Consider the following 21,096-nt stretch of genomic DNA (forward strand, 5'->3'; position numbering starts at 1 on the left):
CAACCTCATCGCGACTCCCGAAAGAGCAAGCACATGACCCAAGCAACCCGGTCCCCCGAACGGCGCTACCAGAGCGGCTTCGGCAACGAATATGCCTCCGAGGCCGTGCCCGGCGCGCTGCCGCAGGGTCGCAACAATCCGCAGCGCGGCCCCTTCGACCTCTACACCGAGCTGATCTCCGGCACCGCCTTCACCGCGCCGCGCCACGAGAACCGCCGCACCTGGCTGTATCGCCGACAGCCCTCGGTGGTGTCAGGCCGCTACCAGCCGTACGCCCAGCCGCTGTGGAGCACCGGCGCCGACCGCGAAGTCGCGCTGCCGCCGGAGCCGCTGCGCTGGCACCCGCAGCCGCTGGACGAAGCGGCGGCCAAGGCCGACTTCATCGACGGCATGCGCACCATCGCGGCCAATGGCGACGCCGAATCGCAGGTCGGCATCGGCTCGCTGATGTACCTCGCGGGCCGCTCGATGGAGCGCCGCGCCTTCGTCAACGCCGACGGCGAGATGCTGGTGGTGCCGCAGCAGGGCCGCCTCGTCATCACCACCGAACTCGGCGTGCTCGACGTGAAGCCCGGCGAGATCGCGCTGCTGCCGCGCGGCATGGCCTTCAAGGTGGCGTTGCCTGACGGCCTCTCGCGCGGCTACGTCTGCGAGAACTACGGCGCGCACTTCCGCCTGCCCGAACTCGGCCCGATCGGCTCGAACGGCCTGGCCAACGCGCGCGACTTCCAGGCGCCGGTGGCGGCCTTCGAGACCGAGGAAGGCGGCTACGAGATCGTCAAGAAGTTCGGCGGCCGCTTCTGGCAGGCGCCGATGAAGCAGTCGCCCTTCAACGTGGTCGCCTGGCACGGCAACCTCTCGCCGGTGAAGTACGACACGGCGCACTTCATGGTGATCGGCTCGATCAGCTTCGACCATCCCGATCCGTCGATCTTCACCGTGCTGACCTCGCCGAGCGACACGCCCGGCACCGCCAACTGCGACTTCGTGATCTTCCCGCCGCGCTGGATGGTGATGGAGAACACCTTCCGCCCGCCGTGGTTCCACCGCAACCTGATGAGCGAGTTCATGGGCCTGGTGCTGGGCGAGTACGACGCCAAGCCGGGCGGCTTCAAGCCCGGCGGCGCGAGCCTGCACAACTGCATGGTGCCGCACGGCCCCGACGAGGAAGCCTTCGACAAAGCCACGCACGCCGACCTCAAGCCGCACAAGCTCGACAACACGCTGGCCTTCATGTTCGAGAGCCGCTATCGCTTCGTGCCGACGAACTTCGCGCTGAAGAGCCCGGCGCTCGACACGGACTACGCCGATTGCTGGGCCGGCCTCAAGGACCAGTTCAAGGCATGACGAAGACACCGTTCACCCTCACGCGCCGCGCTGCGGCCGTGGCATTGCTGGCCGCGCCCCTGTTCGCGCAGGCCGCCGACTACCCCTCGAAGCCCATCCGCTTCATCGTGCCCTATACACCCGGCGGCACCACCGACCTGGTGGCACGCACCGTGGGCCAGAAGGTGTCGGAAAAACTGGGCCAGCCGGTGCTGATCGACAACCGCGGCGGCGCGGGCGGCAACATCGGCATGGACGCGGTGGCCAAGGCCCCGCCAGATGGCTACACCATTGGCTTCGGCGCGATCTCGACCAATGCGCTGAACCCGCACATCTACAAGTCGATGGCCTTCGATCCGCGCAAGGACTTCACCGCCATCAGCCTGCTGGGCACCTCGACCATCGTGCTCGAAGTGCCGGCGGCCTCGGCCGTGAAGTCGGTGCCCGAGCTGATCGCGGCCGCGAAGAAGAACCCCGGCCTGCCCTACGCCACCGCGGGCGCCGGCACCTCGATGAACCTGGCCGGCGTGATGTTCGCGCAGATGACCGGCACCGAGTTCGTGCACGTGGCCTACAAAGGCAGCGGCCCGGCCATCACCGACATGCTGGGCAACAACATCGGCGTGATGTTCGACAACCTGCCGGCCTCGCTGCCGCACATCCAGGCTGGCAAGCTGCGCGCGCTGGCGGTGGCGGGGCCGAGCCGCTCGCCCTCGCTGCCCGACGTGCCGACGATGGCCGAGGCGGGCCTGAAGGGCTACGCGCTGGAGCCGTGGTTCGGCGTGTACGGGCCGGCGAAGCTGCCGGCATCGGTCGTGAAGGCGCTGAACGAAGCCTTCGTCGAGGCGCTCGCGATGCCCGACGTGAAGGCCAAGCTGGCGCAGGCCGGCTTCTCGCCGCGCGGCTCGACGCCGCATGAGCTGGCGACGCTGACCGAGACCGAATACCAGCGCCTGGGTGACGTGGCCAAGAAGGCCGGCATGACCGCAGACTGATCAGACAGACAAACAGACATCGAGCAGAAAGACATCCATGACCGCACTGAACGCCACCCATGACCCGAAGCTGCGCAGCTGGGTCGCATCGGCCAACGAGGCCGGCTGCGACTTCCCGATCCAGAACCTGCCCTTCGGCCGCTTCCGCTTCGCCGGCAGCAATGAAGCCTTCCGCATCGGCGTCGCCATCGGCGACCAGGTGCTGGACCTGCGCGCGGCGGGCCTCGTCGACACCGACGACATGAACGCGCTGATGAACGCCAGCGTGAAGGACCGCCAAGCCCTGCGCGCAGCGATCTCCGCCGGCCTTGCGGAAGGCAGCGACAAGCAGGCCGCGTGGTCGAAGGCGCTGCTCGCGCAAGCCGAGGCCGAGATGACCGTGCCCTGCCGCATCGGCGACTACACCGACTTCTATACCGGCATCCATCACGCGACCACCATCGGCAAGCTGTTCCGTCCCGACCAGCCGCTGATGCCCAACTACAAGTGGGTGCCTATCGGGTATCACGGCCGCGCATCGTCCATCGGCGTGAGCGGCCAGGTCTTCAAGCGCCCGCAGGGCCAGACCAAGGCGCCCGACGCAGCCGAGCCGAGCTTCGGCCCGTCGAAGCGGCTGGACTACGAGCTGGAGCTGGGCTTCCTGGTGAGCCGCGGCAACGCCCAGGGCGAGCCCATCGCCATCGCCGATGCCGAGGAACACCTGTTCGGCGTGACACTGCTCAACGACTGGTCGGCACGCGACCTGCAGGCCTGGGAATACCAGCCGCTCGGCCCCTTCCTCTCGAAGAACTTCGCGAGCACGCTGTCGCCCTGGATCGTGACGATGGAGGCGCTGGCGCCCTTCCGCGCGAAATTCGAGCGTCCCGCCGGAGACCCGCAGCCGCTGCCGTACCTCGACTCGGCGTCGAACCGCGAGAGCGGCGCGCTCGACATCACGCTCGAAGTGCTGCTGCAGACCGCGAAGATGCACGCCGAGGGCGTCGCGCCCGTGCGCCTCACGCGCGGCAACACCACGGAGGCCGCCTACTGGACAGCCGCGCAGCTGGTCGCGCACCACACGGTGAACGGCTGCAACCTGCAACCGGGCGACCTGCTGGGATCGGGCACGCTGTCGGGCCCCAAGGCCGACGAAGCCGGCTCGCTGATCGAGCTGACGCTGGGCGGCAAGCAACCGATCACGCTGCCGAACGGCGAGAAGCGCACGTTCCTGGAGGACGGGGATACGCTGGTGATGCGTGGCTGGTGCGAACGTGACGGTGCGGTGCGCATCGGCCTGGGTGAAGTCACCGGCACCGTGGTCTGACGTCTTGTCCCCTCTCCCTCTGGGAGAGGGCCAGGGTGAGGGCAGCCGGCCTTGCAACATCGTGCGGGCTTCATTGCCGCTCACCCTCACCCCAACCCWCTCCCCAAGGGGAGAGGGAGCAGGAGATCAGGGCGCGGCTGCGGGAGTCGCCGCAGCGGCAGGCCATGCCACTTCGCTCGCCACGCGCGGCTTGCCCATCGGCGCGGCGGCCTTGCCGATCTTGATCGCGGCCATGTCGGCTTCGCTCGGGTATTGGTCCATCAACCAGTAGTCGAACACGCGGCGCGCAATGGGCGCCGCGGCGCCGGCGCCCCAACCCGCGTTTTCCACGATCACCGCGACCGCGATCTTCGGATCGTTCACCGGTGCGAAGGCCATGAACAGCGCATGGTCGCGCTGATGCTCTTCGAGTGCGCGCGCGTTGTACTTGGTGTTCTGCGCCTGCGTCACCGCCTGCGCCGTGCCTGTCTTGCCGGCCGCCTGGTAGCCCGCGCCCGCGAACACACCGCGCGCGGTGCCGCTGGTGACCACGCTGGTCAGGCCCTCACGGACCACCGCCACGTTGGCTGCCGCGAAGCCGAGGTTTTCCGCCGGGGGCTGGGGCAGCGGAACCACCTGCCCGCTCACCGTGTTGCGCGTGGCCAGCACGAGGTGCGGCTTGTGCTTCATGCCCCCGTCGGCCACGATGGACGTGGCCTGCGCGAGCTGCAGCATCGTGAAGGCGTTGTAGCCCTGGCCGATGCCCAGCGAGATGGTCTCTCCCGCGTACCATTTTTTCTGCTCGGGCCGCTTGTAGGTGTTGCGCTTCCACTCGGTGCTCGGCAGCACACCGCGCACTTCGCCGCCCAGGTCGATGCCGGTGATCTGGCCGAAGCCCAGCGGCTTCATGAAGTCGTGGATCAGGTCCACGCCCATCTCGTTGGCCAACGAGTAGTAGTAGATGTTGCTCGACAGCTGGATCGAGCGGCGCATGTCGACGCCCCCGATGTTGCCTTCAGGGCTGCCGAAGCGGTGGCCGCCGAAGTTGAAATAGCCCGGGTCGTTGATCACCACGCTGGGCCCGCGCTTGCCCGTCTGCAGCGCGGCGAGCGCCATGAAGGGCTTGTAGGTCGAGCCGGGCGGGTAGGTGCCGCGCAGCGCGCGGTTCAGCAGCGGCTTGTCGATGGACTCGGTCAGCGCCGCCCAGCTTTCGTTGTCGATGCCTTCGACGAACAGGTTCGGGTCGAAGGTGGGCTTGCTTACGAAGGCCAGCACCTCGCCGGTCTTGGGGTCGATGGCCACCAGCGCGCCGCGGCGGTCGCCGAACATGTCTTCCACCAGCTTCTGCAGCTTGATGTCGAGCGACAGCATCACCGTGTTGCCCGGCGTGGCGGGGTGGCTCGCGAGCCGGCGCACGGCGCGCCCACCGGCCGAGGTTTCCATTTGCTCCACGCCGGTCTGGCCGTGCAGCGTCTTCTCGTAGCTCTGCTCGATGCCGAGCTTGCCGATGTAGTCGGTGCCCTTGTAGTTGGCCTGGTCTTCCTCGTCCCAGTCTTCCATCGCGGTCTTCTCGCGCTGGTTGATGCGGCCGATGTAGCCGAGCACGTGCGAGGCCAGCTCCCCCTGCGGGTAGTTGCGGAACAGGCGCGCCTTGATCTCCACGCCCGGAAAGCGGTAGCGCTGCGCCGCGAAGCGCGCGACTTCCTCGTCGCTCAGGCGGGTGCGGATCGGAATGGAGTCGAAGCTGCGCGAATCCTCGCGCAGGCGCTTGAAGCGGCGGCGGTCGCGCGGCGAGACTTCGAGCACCTGCGTCAGGCTGTCGATGGTCTCCTCGACGTCGCCCACCTTCGAGGGCGTGATCTCCAGCGTGTAGGCCGAGTAGTTGGAGGCCAGCACGATGCCGTTGCGGTCGAGGATCAGCCCCCGGTTGGGCACCACCGGCACGATGGCCGTGCGGTTGCTCTCGGCCTGCTCGGCCAGGTCTTCGTGGCGCACGACCTGCAGGTACACCAGCCGCGCGCACAGCAGGCCGAAGGCAAACAGCACTGCAAGACCGATGACGATCACGCGGCGCTTGAAGCGCGCAAGGTCGGCGGCTACGTTGCGGATTTCGGTCATGGCGGAGGGAGCTTAGGCGCGCACAGGTGCGATGGCAAATGCGCCTCCCGAGCCGAACGGAAGCGGCGCGGATTCATCGCGAAACACCGCGGAACGGGCTTTGCCCGGCCGCTGGTGTTGCCCCCGGCGAGGGGGTTGGCGAAGCGACACGAAGTGCGCGAAGCCTGGGGGAGAGCTCATAGCGGACGGTTCTCGTCGGGTTCCGGGGTGCGGCGCTGTGGTGCGAGCAGCAAGGCGGTGACCAGTGGCCAGAGCGCAGCCTCGATGGCAGGCGAGACCAGCACCGTCCAGCCCGGGAACACGCCGCCGCCGACCATCCGCGTGATGACCTCGATCAGCTGCGACAGCGCGAACAGCGGCAGCACCTGCAGCGCCTGCGACGCCACCGGGTACCAGAGCAGGCGCCGGTGGATGGTGATCGCAAAGAAGCCCAGCGTCGTATAGGCCAGCGCGTGCTGGCCCAGCATCGAGGCCTGGTGCACGTCCATGCACAGCCCGAACACGAAGGCCGCGCCGACGCCCACGCGTGCGGGCTGGTGCACGCCCCAGAACACGATCACCAGCGCCAGCAGGTCGGGCATCCAGACGGCGCGGCCAATGGGAATCATGTTGACGAGCAGCGCCACGATGAGGCTCGACCACATGAAGACGGGGCTGACGGGCAGCAGGAGCTGCTGCTGGCCGGGACGCTTGATCATTGGCGCGCTCCCGGCTTCTTCTCGTTCTTGCCCGCGCCGGGCTTGCCTTCAGGCCGCTTGCGCTGCGTGGCCGCCGCGGGCGCGGGCGGCGGCGCCATCGGGGCACCGGTGGGTTCGAGCACCAGCACGTAGCGCGCGGCCGTCACGTGGGCCAGCGGCACGCAGTAGATGCGGGCGAAGGCGGAGTCGGCGCGGCGCTCGATGCGCTCGATCTTCGCCACCGGCAGGCCGGCCGGGTAGATGCCGTCGACGCCGCTGGTGGAGAGCAGGTCGCCCTCCTGCAGGTCGGCGTTGGCGGCCATGAAGCGCAGCTCCAGCCCGCCACCGTGGGCCGAGGCGTCGCCGAAGGCCACGCTGCGCACGCCGGTACGGGTGTTCTGCACGGGAATGGAAAGGTCGCGGTCGATCACCAGCGTGACCTCGCTCGTGAAGGGCAGCACCTGCGTGACCTGGCCGAGCACGCCGCGCGCGTCGATCACCGGCGAGCCGGGCGCCACGCCCTGGGTCATGCCCTGGTCGATGACGATCTTGCGGGTGTAGGGGTCGGCCGCGTCGTAGAGCACCTCCGCCGCGCGGCCCGGCGTCGTGGTGGTCTGGCGCAGTTCGAGCAGTTCGCGCAGGCGGGCGTTGTCCTGCGTCAGCGTGTCGGCCTGGGCGGCGCGTTCGGCCTGCATCATCAGCGCCTTGCGCGCGTCTTCCTCGTTGCGCTGGGCGGTCTGCAAGTCTTCGAGGTAGCGCCCGCCGCCGAGCACGGCCTGCACCGGCTTCATCGCCACCCATTGCACCGGGTAGAGCACCGCGCCGATACCTGCACGGATCGGCTGCACGATGCGGAAGCGTGAATCGGCCACCATGAGGAACAGGGCGAGCGCGCCGAAGAAGATCAGCTTGCTGAGTGCCGACTGCCCCTGGTTGAACAGGGGTGGCGCTGTGCGATCGAGCGTGCCCAGAGGCATGAATTCAGACCCGGCGGTGGTGCGGAATCAAATAACAAAAAGCCGGCCTGCGCAAGCAGAGGCCGGCCGATGATGGCTTTCGCGTTTTACTCGCTCGTGAAGATGCTGCCGAGACGGTCCATGCGTTCCAGCGCGATGCCGCAGCCGCGCACCACGCAGGTCAGCGGGTCTTCGGCCACCAGCACCGGCAGGCCGGTTTCCTCGGCCAGCAGGCGGTCGAGGTCGCGCAGCAGCGCGCCGCCGCCGGTCAGCATCATGCCGCGCTCGGCGATGTCGGCGCCCAGCTCGGGCGGCGTCTGTTCCAGCGCGTTCTTCACGGCCGAGACGATGTTGTTGAGCGGATCGGTCAGGGCTTCCAGCACTTCGTTGCTGCTGATGGTGAAGCTGCGTGGCACGCCTTCGGACAGGTTGCGGCCCTTGACTTCCATCTCCTTGACTTCGGAGCCCGGGAAGGCCGAGCCGATGTTCTTCTTGATGACTTCGGCCGTCGGCTCGCCGATCAGCATGCCGTAGTTGCGGCGGATGTAGTTGATGATGGCTTCGTCGAAGCGGTCGCCGCCCACGCGCACGGAGCCCTTGTAGACCATGCCGCCCAGGCTGATGACGCCCACCTCGGTGGTACCGCCGCCGATGTCCACCACCATCGAGCCCGAGGCTTCGCTGACGGGCAGGCCAGCGCCGATGGCTGCAGCCATGGGTTCCTCGATGAGGTAGACGGAGGTGGCGCCTGCCGCCTCGGCCGCGTCCTTGATGGCGCGGCGCTCGACCTGGGTGGAGCCGCAGGGCACGCAGATGATGATGCGCGGGCTCGGCGTGAGCAGCGTGCGCGGGTGCACCATCTTGATGAACTGCTTGATCATCTGCTCGGTGATCACGAAGTCGGCGATCACGCCGTCCTTCATCGGGCGGATCGCCTCGATGTTGCCGGGCACCTTGCCCAGCATGGCCTTGGCTTCGCGGCCGACGGCCTGGATCACCTTCTTGCCGTGGGGGCCGCCTTCGTGGCGGATCGCGACAACCGAGGGTTCGTCCAGCACGATGCCCTTGTTGCGAGCGAATATCAGGGTGTTGGCGGTGCCGAGGTCGATCGCAAGGTCGGTGGAAAAGTACCGACGAAAAGCTCCAAACATGTGCGGAATCCTCTGAGCACGGCCTGCGCATCGGCAGGTCGTCGCTCTATTTTTTGGGTCGTGTGACGGGGTGAATTGATCGTTTTTGGCGCAAAAGCCGGCGTGTTCGCGGGGGTTGCGGCAAAGGCGGGATAATAACCGAATCCCCTCTGATTCCTGTATTAGCACCCGTTTCGGCGTGCGATTACCCCCGCTTTTTTGGGCCGTCCCGACCTATGTCACTCTCCGCTTCAGATATTGCGCGCATTGCCTCGCTGGCGAGGCTGCAGCTTGCTTCCGGTGAAAGCGAGCGCATGCTCAGCCAGATCAACGGCTTCTTCGATTTAGTCGAACGTATGCGTTCCGTGGACACCACCGGCGTCGAGCCCCTGGCCCATCCCGTGGCCGCGCTCGAAGACATCACGCTGCGCCTGCGCGACGACGTGGTGAGCGAACCGGACAACCGCGAAGCCAACCAGAAGAGCGCCCCGGCCGTCGAAGCCGGCCTGTTCCTCGTGCCGAAGGTGATCGAATAATGAGTGGCGAACAATTGCACCAGATGGGCGTGGTCGCCCTGGCCCGCGCCCTGGCCGAACGCAAGGTCTCGGCCGTCGAAGCCTCGCAGGCGTTCCTGGGCCGCATGAAGGCGCACGAATCGCTGGGCACTTTTGTCGACATCAATGAAGAAGTCACGCTGGCCCAGGCCCGCGCCGCCGACACACTGATCGCCAAGGGCAATGCCCCCGCACTGGCCGGCGTGCCGATCGCGCACAAGGACATCTTCGTCACCACCGATTTCGCCACCACCGCCGGCTCGAAGATGCTCGCGGGCTACCGCTCGCCCTTCGACGCGACCGTGGTGCGCCGCCTGGCCGAAGCTGGTGCAGTCACGCTCGGCAAGCTCAGCTGCGACGAGTTCGCGATGGGCTCGGCCAACGAGAACGTCGCCGTGCCCGCCGTCGGCCACGACACCGCCGTGCCGGTGCAGAACCCGTGGAACCGCGAGCGCATTCCGGGCGGCTCGTCCGGCGCCAGCGCGGCGGCCGTCGCGGCACGCCTGGCCCCCGCGGCCACGGGCACCGACACCGGCGGCTCGATCCGCCAGCCCGCGTCGTTCTGCGGCGTGACCGGCATCAAGCCGACCTACGGCCGCGCCTCGCGCTACGGCATGGTGGCCTTCGCATCGAGCCTCGACCAGGCCGGCCCGATGGCCCGCTCGGCCGAAGACTGCGCGCTGCTGCTGTCGGCCTTCTGCGGCCCCGATCTCGACCGCGATTCGACCTCGCTCGACAAGCCCGCCGAGAACTTCGGCCGCTCGCTGAACGACTCGCTCGACGGCCTGCGCATCGGTGTGCCGAAGGAGTTCTTCGGCGAAGGCGTGGCGCCCGGCGTGCGCGCGGCCATCGATGCGGCGCTCTCGCAGTACGAGAAGCTCGGAGCGAAGCGCGTCGAAGTCACGCTGCCGCGCACCGAGCTGTCGATTCCCGTGTACTACATCCTGGCCGCGGCCGAGGCCTCGAGCAACCTGAGCCGCTTCGACGGCGTGAAGTTCGGCCATCGCGCGAAGCAGTACAAGGACCTCGCCGACATGTATGAGAAGACGCGCGCCGAAGGCTTTGGCGACGAAGTGAAGCGCCGCATCATGATCGGCACCTACGTGCTCTCGCACGGCTACTACGACGCCTACTACCTGCAGGCGCAGAAAGTGCGCCGCATGATCGCCGACGACTTCCAGCAGGCCTTCAAGCAGTGCGACGTGATCGCCGGCCCCGCCGCGCCCACCACCGCCTGGAAGATCGGCGAGCACGGCGGCGACCCCGTGGCCGACTACCTCGCCGACATCTTCACGCTGCCCGCATCGCTGGCCGGCCTGCCCGGCATGAGCGTGCCCGCGGGCTTCGACGGCGGCATGCCCGTGGGCCTGCAGCTGATCGGCAACTACTTCGGCGAAGCGAAGCTGCTGAACGCGGCGCACCGCTTCCAGCAGGCCACGGACTGGCACGCACGCACGCCGGAGGGCTTTTGAGATGAGCGAAACCGTGAACACATTCGAAGCACAACAACAGGGCCGCCCGACCGGCCCGCTGGTGCGCGGCTATGAAGTCATCATCGGCTTCGAAACGCACGCGCAGCTGTCGACCGCGAGCAAGATCTTCAGCCGCGCCTCCACCGCCTTCGGCGCCGAGCCCAACACGCAGGCCTGCGCGGTCGACCTCGCGCTGCCCGGCACGCTGCCCGTGATGAACAAGGGCGCGGTCGAACGCGCCATCAAGCTCGGCCTCGCGCTGGGCTCGCACATCGCGCCGCGCAGCGTGTTTGCGCGCAAGAACTACTTCTACCCCGACCTGCCCAAGGGCTACCAGATCAGCCAGTTCGAGATTCCCGTGGTACAGGGCGGCACGGTGTCGTTCTTCCTCGGCGAAGAGCAGAAGACCGTGCGCCTCGTGCGCGCCCACCTCGAGGAAGACGCGGGCAAGTCGCTGCACGAGGACTTCATCGGCCAGAGCGGCATCGACCTGAACCGCGCCGGCACGCCGCTGCTTGAAATCGTGACCGAGCCCGACATGCGCTCCACCGCCGAGGCCGTGGCCTATGCGAAGGAACTGCACAAGATCGTCACCTGGATCGGCATCTGCGACGGCAACATGCAGGAAGGCAGCTTCCGCTGCGACGCCAACGTGTCGGTGCGCAAGCCCGGCGACAAGCTAGGCACGCGGCGCGAGATCAAGAACCTGAACAGCTTCAAGTTCATGCAACAGGCGATCGACTACGAGATCCGCTGGCAGATCGAGGAGATCGAGGACGGCCGCAAGATCGAGCAGGCCACCGTGCTGTTCAACCCCGACACCGGCGAGACGCGTGCGATGCGCGCCAAGGAAGACTCGGCCGACTACCGTTACTTCCCCGACCCGGACCTGCCGCCGCTGGTCATCGCTGCCGACTGGATCGAGCGCGTGAAGGCCACCATGCCCGAGCTGCCGCGCGGGATGGCCGAGCGCTATGTGCGCGAGCACGGCCTGTCGGCATACGACGCCGCCCAGCTCACGCAGAGCGCTGCGCTGGCCGCCTACTTCGACGAAGCCGTGAACGCGGGCGCCACGCCCAAGCTCGCGAGCAACTGGATCACCGGCGAGATGGCGCGCCGCCTGAACGCCGCCGAGATCGGCATCGAGGCCGCGCCGGTGAAGGCGCAGCAGCTGGCCCAACTGGTGAAGCGCATCGCCGACGGCACACTGCCGAACAACGCTGCGCGCCAGGTGTTCGACGCGCTGTGGACCGGCGAAGGCAGCGATGTCGACGCGATCATCGAGGCCAAGGACCTGAAGCCGATGGCCGACACCGGCGCGCTCGACAGGATCCTCGACGAGGTGATCGCGAAGAACGCCAAGAACGTCGAGGAATACCGCGGCGGCAAGGAGAAGGCGCTCAACGCCCTCGTGGGCCAGGTCATGAAGGCCAGCGGCGGCAAGGCCAATCCGGCGCAAGTCACCGAGTTGCTCAAGGCGAAGCTCGGCTAAGGCCCTTCGGGGAACACCGCGGAACCGGCTTCGCCGGGCCGCCGGTGTTGCCCCGGCAAGGGGGGCGGGCGAAGCGACACGAAGTGCGCGAAGCCTGGGGGGTTACCTGGGATTCCCGCCGTTCTGCGGCGACCACAGCGTTTTCAAGCGCGTGCGCTCTTCATCGAAGCGCGCATTCACCCGCTTCTTCTCTTCTTCCTGCTCACCGATGAAGCGATTCTGCACCGCCACGCTCTGCGTGTTGTCTTCGAGCTTGCGGCGCACCGCGCCCGGCGCCTTGCTCGTGTCCTGCTTGTAGAACTCGAGCTCCTCGTCGATCTTCTTGCGGTCTTCGCCGAGTTCGGCGATGCGCTTCTTCGCGGCCTGCGTCACTGCGTCGATCTGTGACAGCGCCTCGGCGCGTTCGCGGTCGTGCGTGGCGGCATTGGGGTAGCGCACCAGCAGGGCCCGCTCGCGGCGGCGCTCGTCGGTCTGGCGCGCGGCCTGGATGGCGGCCTCGCGGGCGCGGTCTTCGCGCTCCTGCAGTTCGCGCGCGGTATAGGTCGGCTCGACCTTGCGGCGGGTGGAGCCGCTCGGGTTCAGCTCGCGCTGCTCGCGGTCGCTGCACTCGGCAATCGGCCGGTCGGCGGTCAGCGTGCGGCCGCGGGCGTCGGTGCAGGTGTAGATGCCGGGGGAGGCGCCCTCCACTTTCGGGGACTGCGCCTGCAGCGCGCCGCAGAACGAAGAAACAACCAGGAACAGGGAGGCCGACACCAACCGGCGGATCGGCAGGCCAGGGGCGCTTGCGTCGTGCATCGGGCGGCCTTGCCTCAGCTGGCGCCGTAGCGCGTGCGGTAGGCCAGCACGCGCTCGCGGTGCGCGCCCAGGTCGGCCGCGGCATTGCCCGAGAGGTAGCTCAGCAGGTCGTCCAGCGTGGCGATGGCGATCACCGACAGGCCGAGCTGGTTGCGCACGTACTGCACGGCGCTGTGGTCCACGTCGACGCCGTTCTCGGTCGCCTTCTCCTGCCGGTCGAGCGCGATGGCCACAGCATGCGGCGTGGCGCCGGCCGCCTGGATCGCCGCAATCGACTCGCGCACCGCGGTGCCGGCCGACATCACGTCGTCGACGATCAGCACGCGGCCCTTGAGCGGGGCGCCCACGAGGTTGCCGCCCTCGCCGTGCGCCTTGGCTTCCTTGCGGTTGTAGGCAAAGGGGTAGTTGCGTCCGCGCCGCGCGAGTTCCGCGGCCACCGTGGCGCCCAGCGGGATGCCCTTGTAGGCGGGGCCGAAGATCATGTCGAATTCGAGCCCGCTCTCGATCAGCCGGTCTGCATAGAATCCGGCGAGCCGGGCGATCTTGCCGCCGTCGTCGAAGAGTCCCGAATTGAAAAAATACGGGCTCATCCGGCCGGCCTTGGTCTTGAATTCGCCAAAGCGCAGCACGCCGGCATCCAGGGCGAACTGGACGAAGTCCTGTGCAACCGCGCTGCTTTTCTCACCATCTACAGCCATCGGGAATTCCTTGTGTTCAAACTGACCAGTCTCAATCTCAATGGCCTGCGTTCGGCCGCTACCAAAGGCGTGGCCGACTGGGTGGCCGAACTTGCGCCGGATTGTATTTGCATGCAGGAGATACGCGTCCAGGCCAGCGACATCGAGGGCCGGTTCGAGGAAATGGCCGGCCTCAAGGGCCATTTCCACTTCGCCGAGAAGAAGGGCTACGCCGGTACCGCCGTGTACACCAAGCACGCTCCGAGCCAGGTCGTGGTGGGCTGGGGCGACGCCGAGTTCGACGCCGAGGGCCGGTATCTCGAACTGCGCTTCGACACACCCAAGCGCAAGTTCTCCGTCATCAGCTGCTACTTCCCGAGCGGCAGCTCGGGCGAGGAGCGCCAGGAAGCCAAGTTCCGCTTCCTCAAGGGCTTCTTCCCGCACCTGGTGGCGCTGAAGAAGGAGCGCGAGTTCGTGCTGTGCGGCGACATCAACATCGCCCACAAGGAGATCGACCTGAAGAACTGGCGCGGCAACCAGAAGAACAGCGGCTTCCTGCCCGAGGAGCGCGCCTGGATGACGAAGCTGCTCGACGCCGGCGCCGACGGCGCGGGCCTGGTGGACGTGTACCGCATGCTCAAGCCCGACACCACCGCCGAGGCCTACACCTGGTGGAGCAACCGCGGCCAGGCCTACGCGAACAACGTGGGATGGCGGCTCGACTACCACCTGGCCACGCCGGCCATGGGCGCGCTGGCGCGCACCGAGGCGATCTACAAGACCGTCAAGTTCAGCGATCACGCGCCGATCACGGTCGAGTACGACTTCAAGCTCTGAAGGCCCGCCCCGGTCGCCGCTGGGGGATGCAGGCAAGCCTTGGTCAGCTCTTCTTCGCGTCGCGGTAGAGCGTCTCCACTTTCGGCAGGTTCGCCTCCAGCTTCGCGATGCGGTCCGGCCCGCTCGGATGCGTCGAGAGGAAGCTCAACCCGCCCTGGTTCTTCGACGCCGTGGCCATCTTCTGCCACAGCGACACCGATGCCTTCGGGTCATAGCCCGCACGTGCCGCGAGTTCGAGCCCCACGAGGTCGGCCTCCGACTCGTCGCTGCGGCTGAACTTGAGCGTGAGGAGCTGCGTGCCGGCGCGCGCCGCCAGGTCGCCCATCTGCCCCAGCCCGAGCAGCTGCGCACCGATGGAGAGCGCCGCGCCCGTGCCCGCGCTCTTGGCCATTCGGGCACGCGCATGCTCGCGCAGCGCGTGGGCCATCTCGTGGCCCATGACCATCGCGACCTCGTCGTCCGTGAGCTTGAGCTGTTCGAGGATGCCGGTGAAGAAGGCGATCTTGCCGCCGGGCATGCAGAAGGCGTTGATCTGCTTGCTGCCGATCAGGTTGACCTCCCACTTCCAGTCGCGGGCGCGCGAATTCCAGGGCGTGGCGAAGGGAATGAGGCGCTTCGCGATGGCGTGCAGGCGCTGCAGCTGCGGGTTGCCGTCGCCCGCGAGCGCGTTCTTGGCGCGCGCCTGTTCGAGCAGCTGGCCGTACTGCTGCACGCCGGCCGCCTCGATCCTGTCGGCCGGCACGAGGTTGCGCGCCACCGAGGCATTGCCGACATTGACCTGCGCCAGCGCCCTACCGCTGAGGGCGGCGCCGGCGGCCGCCAGCAGGAAGGCCCGCCGGGGATTCCATGCGGAAGCGGTGGAGATGGCGGAAACAGGGCGATCACATCGTGTGCACATAGGAGCCGGATCATAGGAACAAATGAAGACAAAGGGCCGGGGCGAGGCCCCCCCGGCACTCATGGACAATCCGAGGCTCATGTCCGTACCTTCCGCAGAAACCCCCACCGCCTCTTCCCCGCCCTGGCGCGACGCGCTGAAGGTCTACCTGGAGCCCGCCACCCTGCGCATGCTGGCGCTGGGCTTCTCGGCCGGGCTGCCGCTGCTGCTGGTGCTGGGCACCCTGAGTTTTCGCCTGCGCGAAGCGGGCATCGACCGCACCACCATCGGCTACCTGAGCTGGGTCGGGCTGGCCTACGGCTTCAAGTGGGTCTGGGCGCCGCTGGTCGACCGGCTGCCGCTGCCGCCGTTGACCACGCTGCTCGGACGCCGGCGCGGCTGGCTGCTGCTGGCGCAGTGCGTGGTGATCGCCGGCCTGATCGGCATGGCGCTGAACGACCCGCGCCAGGGGCTCACGCCGCTGATCTGGTGCGCGCTGCTGGTGGCCTTCGGCTCGGCCACGCAGGACATCGCGCTCGACGCCTTCCGCATCGAATCGGCCGAGACACGCAAGCAGGCCGCGCTGGCCGCCGCCTACCAGACGGGCTACCGGCTCGCGATGATCTGGGCCGGTGCGGGCGTGCTGTGGGTCGCGGCCTGGGCCGAGGTGGCGCCGGCGGCCGCGGTCACGGGTGCGGCGGCGTACCAGAACGGGGCGTGGAAGACGGCGTACCTGGTGATGGCCGCTTCGATGGCGGTGGGGGTGCTGACGGTGCTGCTGTCGCCCGAACCGGTGCCGCGCGTGCTGCCCAAGGCAAAGAATGCCGCCGAGTGGCTGCGCAGCGTGCTCATCGAGCCCTTCGCCGACTTCATCCGCCGCTACAGGTGGCAGGCCGCGCTGATCCTCTCGCTGATCGCCATCTACCGCATCAGCGACGTGGTGATGGGCATCATGGCCAACCCTTTTTACGTGGACATGGGCTTCACCAAGGATCAGGTGGCCACGGTCAGCAAGATCTACGGCGTGATCATGACGCTGGTGGGCGCCTTCGTCGGCGGCGTGCTGTCGATGCGCCTGGGCGTGATGCGGGTGCTGATGCTGGGCGCGGTGCTGAGCGCGGCCAGCAACCTGCTGTTCGCCTGGCTGGCCTCGCGCGGGCACGACCTGACGGCGCTGATCGCGGTGGTCTCGGCCGACAACCTGGCCGGCGGCATCGCCTCGGCGGCCTTCATCGCCTACCTGTCGAGCCTCACCAACATCAGCTACTCGGCCACGCAGTACGCCCTGTTCAGCTCGCTGATGCTGCTGCTGCCGAAGTTCATCGCCGGCTATTCGGGCGCCTTCGTCGATGCCTATGGATACAGCACCTTCTTCGTCGCCACCGCGATGCTCGGCCTGCCGGTGCTGGTGCTGGTGGCTTTGGCCTCGCGGCTGACGACGACCACAAGGCCCGCGGACCGTCAATAGGGCCTGGGCCTTATAGGAAACAGCCGACATTGCGCGCACCGCGCAACTGGTAGGCTGCGGGCGCTATACATTCGTTTTCTTTTCCCTTCCTGCGCCACTTCCCGCGCACCCGTCTGCCAGCAAGCCCCTACAAGATCGTGCCGTCCCGAATTTCTCCTCTCCAAATCAGCGCCTACACGGCGACTTCCGCCGTCGGCGTCGGCAAGGAAGTGCTGGCCGACGCGCTTGCGCAGTCGCGCAGCGGGCTGCGCGCCAACGACTTCGGCGATGCGCCGCTGCCCACCTGGATCGGCCGCGTCGATGGACTCGAAGAAGTGCGCCTGCCCGAATCGCTGGCCCACTGGGACTGCCGCAACAACCGGCTCGCGTGGCTGGGCCTGCAGGCCGATGGCTTCCTCGAGGCGGTGGCTGCGGCGCGCGAGAAGTACGGTGCTTCGCGCGTCGCGCTGATCCTGGGCACCTCGACCGCCAGCATCGGCGAAACCGAACTGGCCTACACGCAGCTCGACGAACAGGGCATGTTCCCGCCCAACCAGCGCCGCGCCAGGGTGCACACGCCGCATTCGCTGGCCATGTTCACGCAGCAGCTGCTGGGCATCAGCGGCCCGAGCGAAACCATTTCCACCGCCTGCTCGTCGAGCGCCAAGGTGTTCGCCTCGGCCGAGCGGCTGATCCGGCTGGGCCTGGCCGACGCGGCCGTGGTCGGCGGGGCCGACACGCTGTGCGGCAGCGTGCTGTTCGGCTTCAACTCGCTCGAACTGGTGTCGAGCGAGCCATGCCGGCCTTTCGACGCCTCCCGCAAGGGCATCAGCCTGGGCGAGGCCGCGGGCTTCGCGCTGGTCGAGCGCGTGCAGGCCGGCGCCGATGCCGCACCGCTGCACCTGCTGGGCTACGGCGAGGCCAGCGACGCGCACCACATGTCGACGCCCCACCCCGAGGGCCTGGGCGCCGAGCGCGCGCTCGACGAAGCGCTGGCGCGCGCCGGCCTGCCACCCGAAGCGATCGACTACATCAACATGCACGGCACCGCGAGCCAGAAGAACGACGAGGTCGAAGGCGCGCTGGTGGCGCGCCGCTTCCCGGCGCGCACGCACGCCAGCTCGACCAAGGGCTTCATGGGCCACACGCTGGGCGCGGCGGGCATCGTCGAGGCTGTCATCAGCCTGCTGGCCATCGAGCGCGGCCTGATGCCGGGCACGGTCAACACCCGCACGCTGGACGAAGGCTTCGGCCCGCAGATCAAGCTCGAACCGGCGCTCGGCGAGGTGCGCTATGCACTGTCCAATTCGTTCGGCTTCGGTGGCAACAACTGCTCCCTCGTTTTCGGCAAGGCGGAATCATGAGGCTCGCCCCCAGGCTGCGCGCACTTCGTGTCGCTTCTCCTCCCCCCGACCGGGGGCAACACCAGTGGCCCGGCAAAGCCGGTTCCACGGTGTTCCGCGAGAAGGCAATCCAATGACAACCACGACAAGCGTCCCTACCCGCCCGACCCTCTACATCGAAGGCCCCGCCTTCTGGACGCCCACGCTGCCCGGCTGGGAAGCCGCGCGCGCCGCCTTCCGCGGCGAAGGCGCGCTGGCCGACCCGCCCGCGAAGCGCCCGTCGCCGCAGGTGCTGGCCCCGGCCGAGCGCCGCCGCGCGCCCGACACGGTGGCGCTGGCGCTCGAAGTGGCGGCCGCCGCCATGGCCGCTTCGGGCCGCAACGCGGCCGACGTACCCTGCGTGTTCACGTCGGCGCACGGCGACCTGTCGATCAACGACTACATGTGCAGCACGCTCGCGAGCGATCCGAAGATGCTGTCGCCCACCAAGTTCCACAACTCGGTGCACAACGCGGCCGTGGGCTACTGGACCATCGGCACCGGCTGCATGGCGGCCAGCAACGCGATTTCGGCCTACGAGCACAGCTTTGCCTCGGGCCTGCTCGAAGCGGCGGTGCAGTGCGCCTGCGACCAGGAGCCGGTGCTGCTGGTGGGCTGCGACACGCCCACGGTGGGCGCACTGGCTTCGGTCACCGACAGCCGCGGCCTGCTGGCGGTGGCGCTGGTGATCGCCCACGAGCCGACGCAGCGCACCGTGGCGGCGCTCGACTGGTCGCTGGCCGGCGAGGGCGGCACGGCGCCCGCAGCCACGCCACCGAGCTCGGAAGCGGCGAAATCGCTGGCCGAGATCAACCCCATGGCCCAGGCGCTGGCGCTGTTCGAATCGCTGGCGCACCTGGCGCACTCGGGAAACGGCGCGGGCACGCCGGTTGACCTGCCGCTGTCCTCGTCCCTGTCGCTGCGGCTGCAGTTGCGGCCGCTCGAGCGGGGCTGAGCCCACGCCCTCTGGAGTCGGCGCTATGCTTTTCGCAGCATCGCCGGTTGACAGGGGTGTTCGAGGTTTACCCAACTTTACGGAGCGTTCAAGCCCGCTTGCTCCCTTTGGACGACCATGAAGCGCATGAGCACCCCCCAACTCCTGATGATCGAAGACGACGCCCGCCTGGCGCAGATGGTGGGCGAGTACCTGACGCAGTCGGGCTTCGCGTTCAACCATGCCGGCGACGGCGCGAGCGGACTCGAGCAGCTGCAGCAGCACGCGCCCGACCTCGTGATCCTCGACCTGATGCTGCCCGACACCGACGGGCTCGAAGTGTGCCGCCGCATCCGCGCGCTGCCTGCTCCGCTGTCGAAGGTGTCGGTGCTGATGCTGACGGCCAAGGGCGACCCGATGGACCGCATCATCGGCCTGGAGATCGGCGCCGACGACTACCTGCCCAAGCCCTTCGAGCCGCGCGAGCTGCTGGCGCGCATCCGCGCCGTGCTGCGCCGCCGCAGCGAGAACGCCACCGAGGCCGAAGCCTCCACCGTGATGCGCTTCGGCACGCTGGAGATCGACCGCAACGCGCGCACCGTGTCGGTGGCCGGCGCGCTGGCCGACCTCACCTCCTACCAGTTCGACCTGCTGGTGGCGATGGCCGAACGCGCGGGCCGCGTGCTCACGCGCGACCAGATCATGGAAGCCGTGCGCGGCCGCGAACTCGAGGCCTTCGACCGCTCCATCGACGTGCACATGGGCCGCATCCGCGCGGCCATCGAGGTCGACGCGAAGAACCCGAAGCGCATCCTCACGGTGCGCGGCGTGGGCTACGTCTTTGCCAAGCAGCAAGATTGACCCGACCCCGGCCCGATGCTGCGCAACCTCTATTCCCGCCACCTCTACGTCCGCATCTGGCTCGCGGTGGTGGGTGGCGTCGTCATCCTCACGCTGATGGCCAACTGGATCGTGCGCGAAGCGGCGGAGGCCGAGCGCGAGCGCCTGGCGCCGGTGCCGCGCCACGTGGTGGTGCTCGACGCGCAGGACAAGCCCATCGGCGCAGGCACCGCGCTGCGCGTGCCGGGCCAGGGCCTGGAGTTCGACGTGACGCTGAGCGACGGCAAGGCGCTYACGCTGCGCGTGGCGCCGCGCGAACGGCTCCCGGGCTCAGCCGGCTTCGCGCCATGGCGCACGCCGTTCGGGCTGGGATGGATGATCGCGCTGGTGGGGGTAGCGGTGGCACTGGGCGTGTATCCGATCGTGCGGCGCATCACGCAGCGGCTGGAATCGCTGCAGCGCGGCGTGCAGCGATGGGGCGAAGGCGATCTCTCGGTGCGCGTGACCGAAGAAGGGCAGGACGAAGTGACCGATCTCTCCAAACGATTCAACGCGTCGGCCGAACGCATCGAGCAGCTGGTGCGTTCGCACAAGTCGCTGCTGGCCAACGCCTCGCACGAGCTGCGTTCGCCGCTCACACGCATCCGCATGGGCCTGGAGCTGATGGGCGACCACCCCAGCCCGAAGGCGCGCGAAGAGATCTCGCGCAACATCGGCGAGCTCGACCAGCTCATCGACGAGATCCTGCTGGCCAGCCGCCTCGACGCCAGCGAGGCCGACATGGGCACCATCGAGGCCGTGGACCTGACCGGCCTCGCGGCCGAGGAATGCTCGCAGGTGAACGCCGAACTCGACCTGGCCGCAGGCACCGACAACGCCACGCTGACCGTGCCGGGTGTGTCGCGCCTGCTGCGCCGCGCGATCCGCAACCTGCTGGAGAACGCCCGCCGCTACGGTGCCGGCGAGATCGCCGTGGAGCTGGGCAGCGCCAACGGCTACGCCACCGTGCGCGTCAACGACCGCGGCCCGGGCGTGCCCACGGCCCTGCGCGAACGCATCTTCGAGCCCTTCTACCGGCTGCCCGGCGCCAGCGAGCGCAACGGCGGCGTCGGCCTGGGGCTGGCGCTGGTGAAGTCGATCGCCGAGCGCCACGGCGGCACAGTGCGCTGCGAAGACCGCCCGGGCGGCGGCGCGAGCTTCGTGATCCGCCTGCCGGTGGCCGCGCGCGGGCACTGAGCCCCCGGTCCTGTTGGCGGGACGCCGCGGAACCGGCTTCGCCGGGCCGCAGGCGTCGCCCCCGGCGAG

19 protein-coding genes are annotated in these 21,096 nt (G+C 68.4%); 12 read left to right on the forward strand and 7 right to left on the reverse strand.

Annotated features, from left to right (window positions below):
• Positions 1-33: 33 nt before the first annotated feature.
• Genes hmgA through fahA form a run of 3 tightly spaced genes read left to right on the forward strand, consistent with a single transcriptional unit; the run spans position 34 to position 3,624 of the window.
• Entirely contained in the window at positions 34-1,347 is a 1,314-nt protein-coding gene (hmgA, locus tag AC1DFC_RS22675; protein ID WP_478180039.1) for a homogentisate 1,2-dioxygenase, read from the forward strand.
• Positions 1,344-2,321 carry a Bug family tripartite tricarboxylate transporter substrate binding protein gene (locus tag AC1DFC_RS22680; protein ID WP_413334180.1) on the forward strand — a complete coding sequence of 326 codons (978 nt, stop codon included), beginning with the start codon at positions 1,344-1,346 and terminating at the stop codon, positions 2,319-2,321. Before hmgA ends, AC1DFC_RS22680 begins: the two co-directional genes overlap by 4 nt.
• Positions 2,322-2,358: 37 nt before the next feature.
• Positions 2,359-3,624 (forward strand): fumarylacetoacetase, encoded by a 1,266-nt coding sequence (fahA, locus tag AC1DFC_RS22685; RefSeq protein WP_413334178.1) that lies wholly within the window; start codon positions 2,359-2,361, stop codon positions 3,622-3,624.
• Between the two features lie 126 nt (positions 3,625-3,750).
• Here the strand turns inward: fahA and mrdA are convergent, their stop codons facing one another.
• The 4 genes from mrdA to AC1DFC_RS22705 form a co-directional block, all read right to left on the reverse strand.
• A complete protein-coding gene (mrdA, locus tag AC1DFC_RS22690) occupies positions 3,751-5,721 on the reverse strand; it encodes a penicillin-binding protein 2 (RefSeq protein ID WP_007833442.1) in 1,971 nt (656 codons plus the stop codon).
• Between the two features lie 176 nt (positions 5,722-5,897).
• Positions 5,898-6,419 (reverse strand): rod shape-determining protein MreD, encoded by a 522-nt coding sequence (gene mreD, locus AC1DFC_RS22695; protein ID WP_007833440.1) that lies wholly within the window; start codon positions 6,417-6,419, stop codon positions 5,898-5,900.
• Positions 6,416-7,375, reverse strand: a complete 960-nt coding sequence (gene mreC, locus AC1DFC_RS22700) for a rod shape-determining protein MreC (protein ID WP_007833437.1) — start codon at positions 7,373-7,375, stop codon at positions 6,416-6,418. Before mreC ends, mreD begins: the two co-directional genes overlap by 4 nt.
• An 86-nt stretch (positions 7,376-7,461) precedes the next feature.
• Positions 7,462-8,505: a rod shape-determining protein gene (locus tag AC1DFC_RS22705; RefSeq protein WP_007833435.1), complete on the reverse strand. Its 1,044-nt coding sequence runs from the start codon at positions 8,503-8,505 to the stop codon at positions 7,462-7,464.
• Positions 8,506-8,720: 215 nt separating this feature from the next.
• Between AC1DFC_RS22705 and gatC the strand changes: the two genes are divergently transcribed.
• From gatC to gatB, 3 genes are read left to right on the forward strand one after another with little or no spacing between them, the layout of a single operon-like run.
• Entirely contained in the window at positions 8,721-9,020 is a 300-nt protein-coding gene (gene gatC / locus AC1DFC_RS22710) for an Asp-tRNA(Asn)/Glu-tRNA(Gln) amidotransferase subunit GatC (RefSeq protein WP_413334176.1), read from the forward strand.
• Positions 9,020-10,510 carry an Asp-tRNA(Asn)/Glu-tRNA(Gln) amidotransferase subunit GatA gene (gatA, locus tag AC1DFC_RS22715; RefSeq protein WP_413334174.1) on the forward strand — a complete coding sequence of 497 codons (1,491 nt, stop codon included), beginning with the start codon at positions 9,020-9,022 and terminating at the stop codon, positions 10,508-10,510. Before gatC ends, gatA begins: the two co-directional genes overlap by 1 nt.
• Before the next feature lies 1 nt (position 10,511).
• Positions 10,512-12,002: an Asp-tRNA(Asn)/Glu-tRNA(Gln) amidotransferase subunit GatB gene (gene gatB / locus AC1DFC_RS22720; RefSeq protein ID WP_478180040.1), complete on the forward strand. Its 1,491-nt coding sequence runs from the start codon at positions 10,512-10,514 to the stop codon at positions 12,000-12,002.
• 102 nt (positions 12,003-12,104) lie between these two features.
• On the opposite strand, the gene AC1DFC_RS22725 is transcribed toward gatB, so the two are convergent.
• A complete protein-coding gene (locus AC1DFC_RS22725; RefSeq protein ID WP_007838034.1) occupies positions 12,105-12,797 on the reverse strand; it encodes a DUF4124 domain-containing protein in 693 nt (230 codons plus the stop codon).
• Positions 12,798-12,811: 14 nt separating this feature from the next.
• Positions 12,812-13,495: an orotate phosphoribosyltransferase gene (gene pyrE / locus AC1DFC_RS22730; protein ID WP_007838033.1), complete on the reverse strand. Its 684-nt coding sequence runs from the start codon at positions 13,493-13,495 to the stop codon at positions 12,812-12,814.
• A 12-nt stretch (positions 13,496-13,507) separates the two neighbouring features.
• Here pyrE and AC1DFC_RS22735 point away from each other — a divergent pair, with 12 nt between their 5' ends.
• Entirely contained in the window at positions 13,508-14,311 is an 804-nt protein-coding gene (locus AC1DFC_RS22735) for an exodeoxyribonuclease III (protein WP_478180041.1), read from the forward strand.
• Between the two features lie 43 nt (positions 14,312-14,354).
• Here AC1DFC_RS22735 and AC1DFC_RS22740 read toward each other — a convergent pair whose 3' ends face one another.
• On the reverse strand, positions 14,355-15,209 hold the full coding sequence (locus AC1DFC_RS22740; RefSeq protein ID WP_007838031.1) for a M48 family metallopeptidase: 855 nt from the start codon (positions 15,207-15,209) through the stop codon (positions 14,355-14,357).
• Between the two features lie 61 nt (positions 15,210-15,270).
• On the opposite strand from AC1DFC_RS22740, the gene AC1DFC_RS22745 reads away from it, so the two are divergent.
• From AC1DFC_RS22745 to AC1DFC_RS22765, 5 genes are all read left to right on the forward strand, one after another.
• Positions 15,271-16,656, forward strand: coding sequence for an AmpG family muropeptide MFS transporter (locus AC1DFC_RS22745; RefSeq protein WP_042674259.1), 1,386 nt, complete (start codon positions 15,271-15,273; stop codon positions 16,654-16,656).
• 137 nt (positions 16,657-16,793) lie between these two features.
• Positions 16,794-17,999 (forward strand): beta-ketoacyl-[acyl-carrier-protein] synthase family protein, encoded by a 1,206-nt coding sequence (locus AC1DFC_RS22750; RefSeq protein ID WP_478180042.1) that lies wholly within the window; start codon positions 16,794-16,796, stop codon positions 17,997-17,999.
• Positions 18,000-18,111: 112 nt separating this feature from the next.
• A complete protein-coding gene (locus AC1DFC_RS22755; RefSeq protein ID WP_007838762.1) occupies positions 18,112-18,972 on the forward strand; it encodes a beta-ketoacyl synthase chain length factor in 861 nt (286 codons plus the stop codon).
• Positions 18,973-19,089: 117 nt separating this feature from the next.
• Positions 19,090-19,812, forward strand: a complete 723-nt coding sequence (locus tag AC1DFC_RS22760; RefSeq protein WP_007838761.1) for a response regulator transcription factor — start codon at positions 19,090-19,092, stop codon at positions 19,810-19,812.
• Positions 19,813-19,827: 15 nt separating this feature from the next.
• Positions 19,828-21,027 (forward strand): ATP-binding protein, encoded by a 1,200-nt coding sequence (locus AC1DFC_RS22765; protein ID WP_478180043.1) that lies wholly within the window; start codon positions 19,828-19,830, stop codon positions 21,025-21,027.
• Positions 21,028-21,096: the final 69 nt, after the last annotated feature.

This window comes from Variovorax sp. 10L421 (assembly GCF_056395365.1).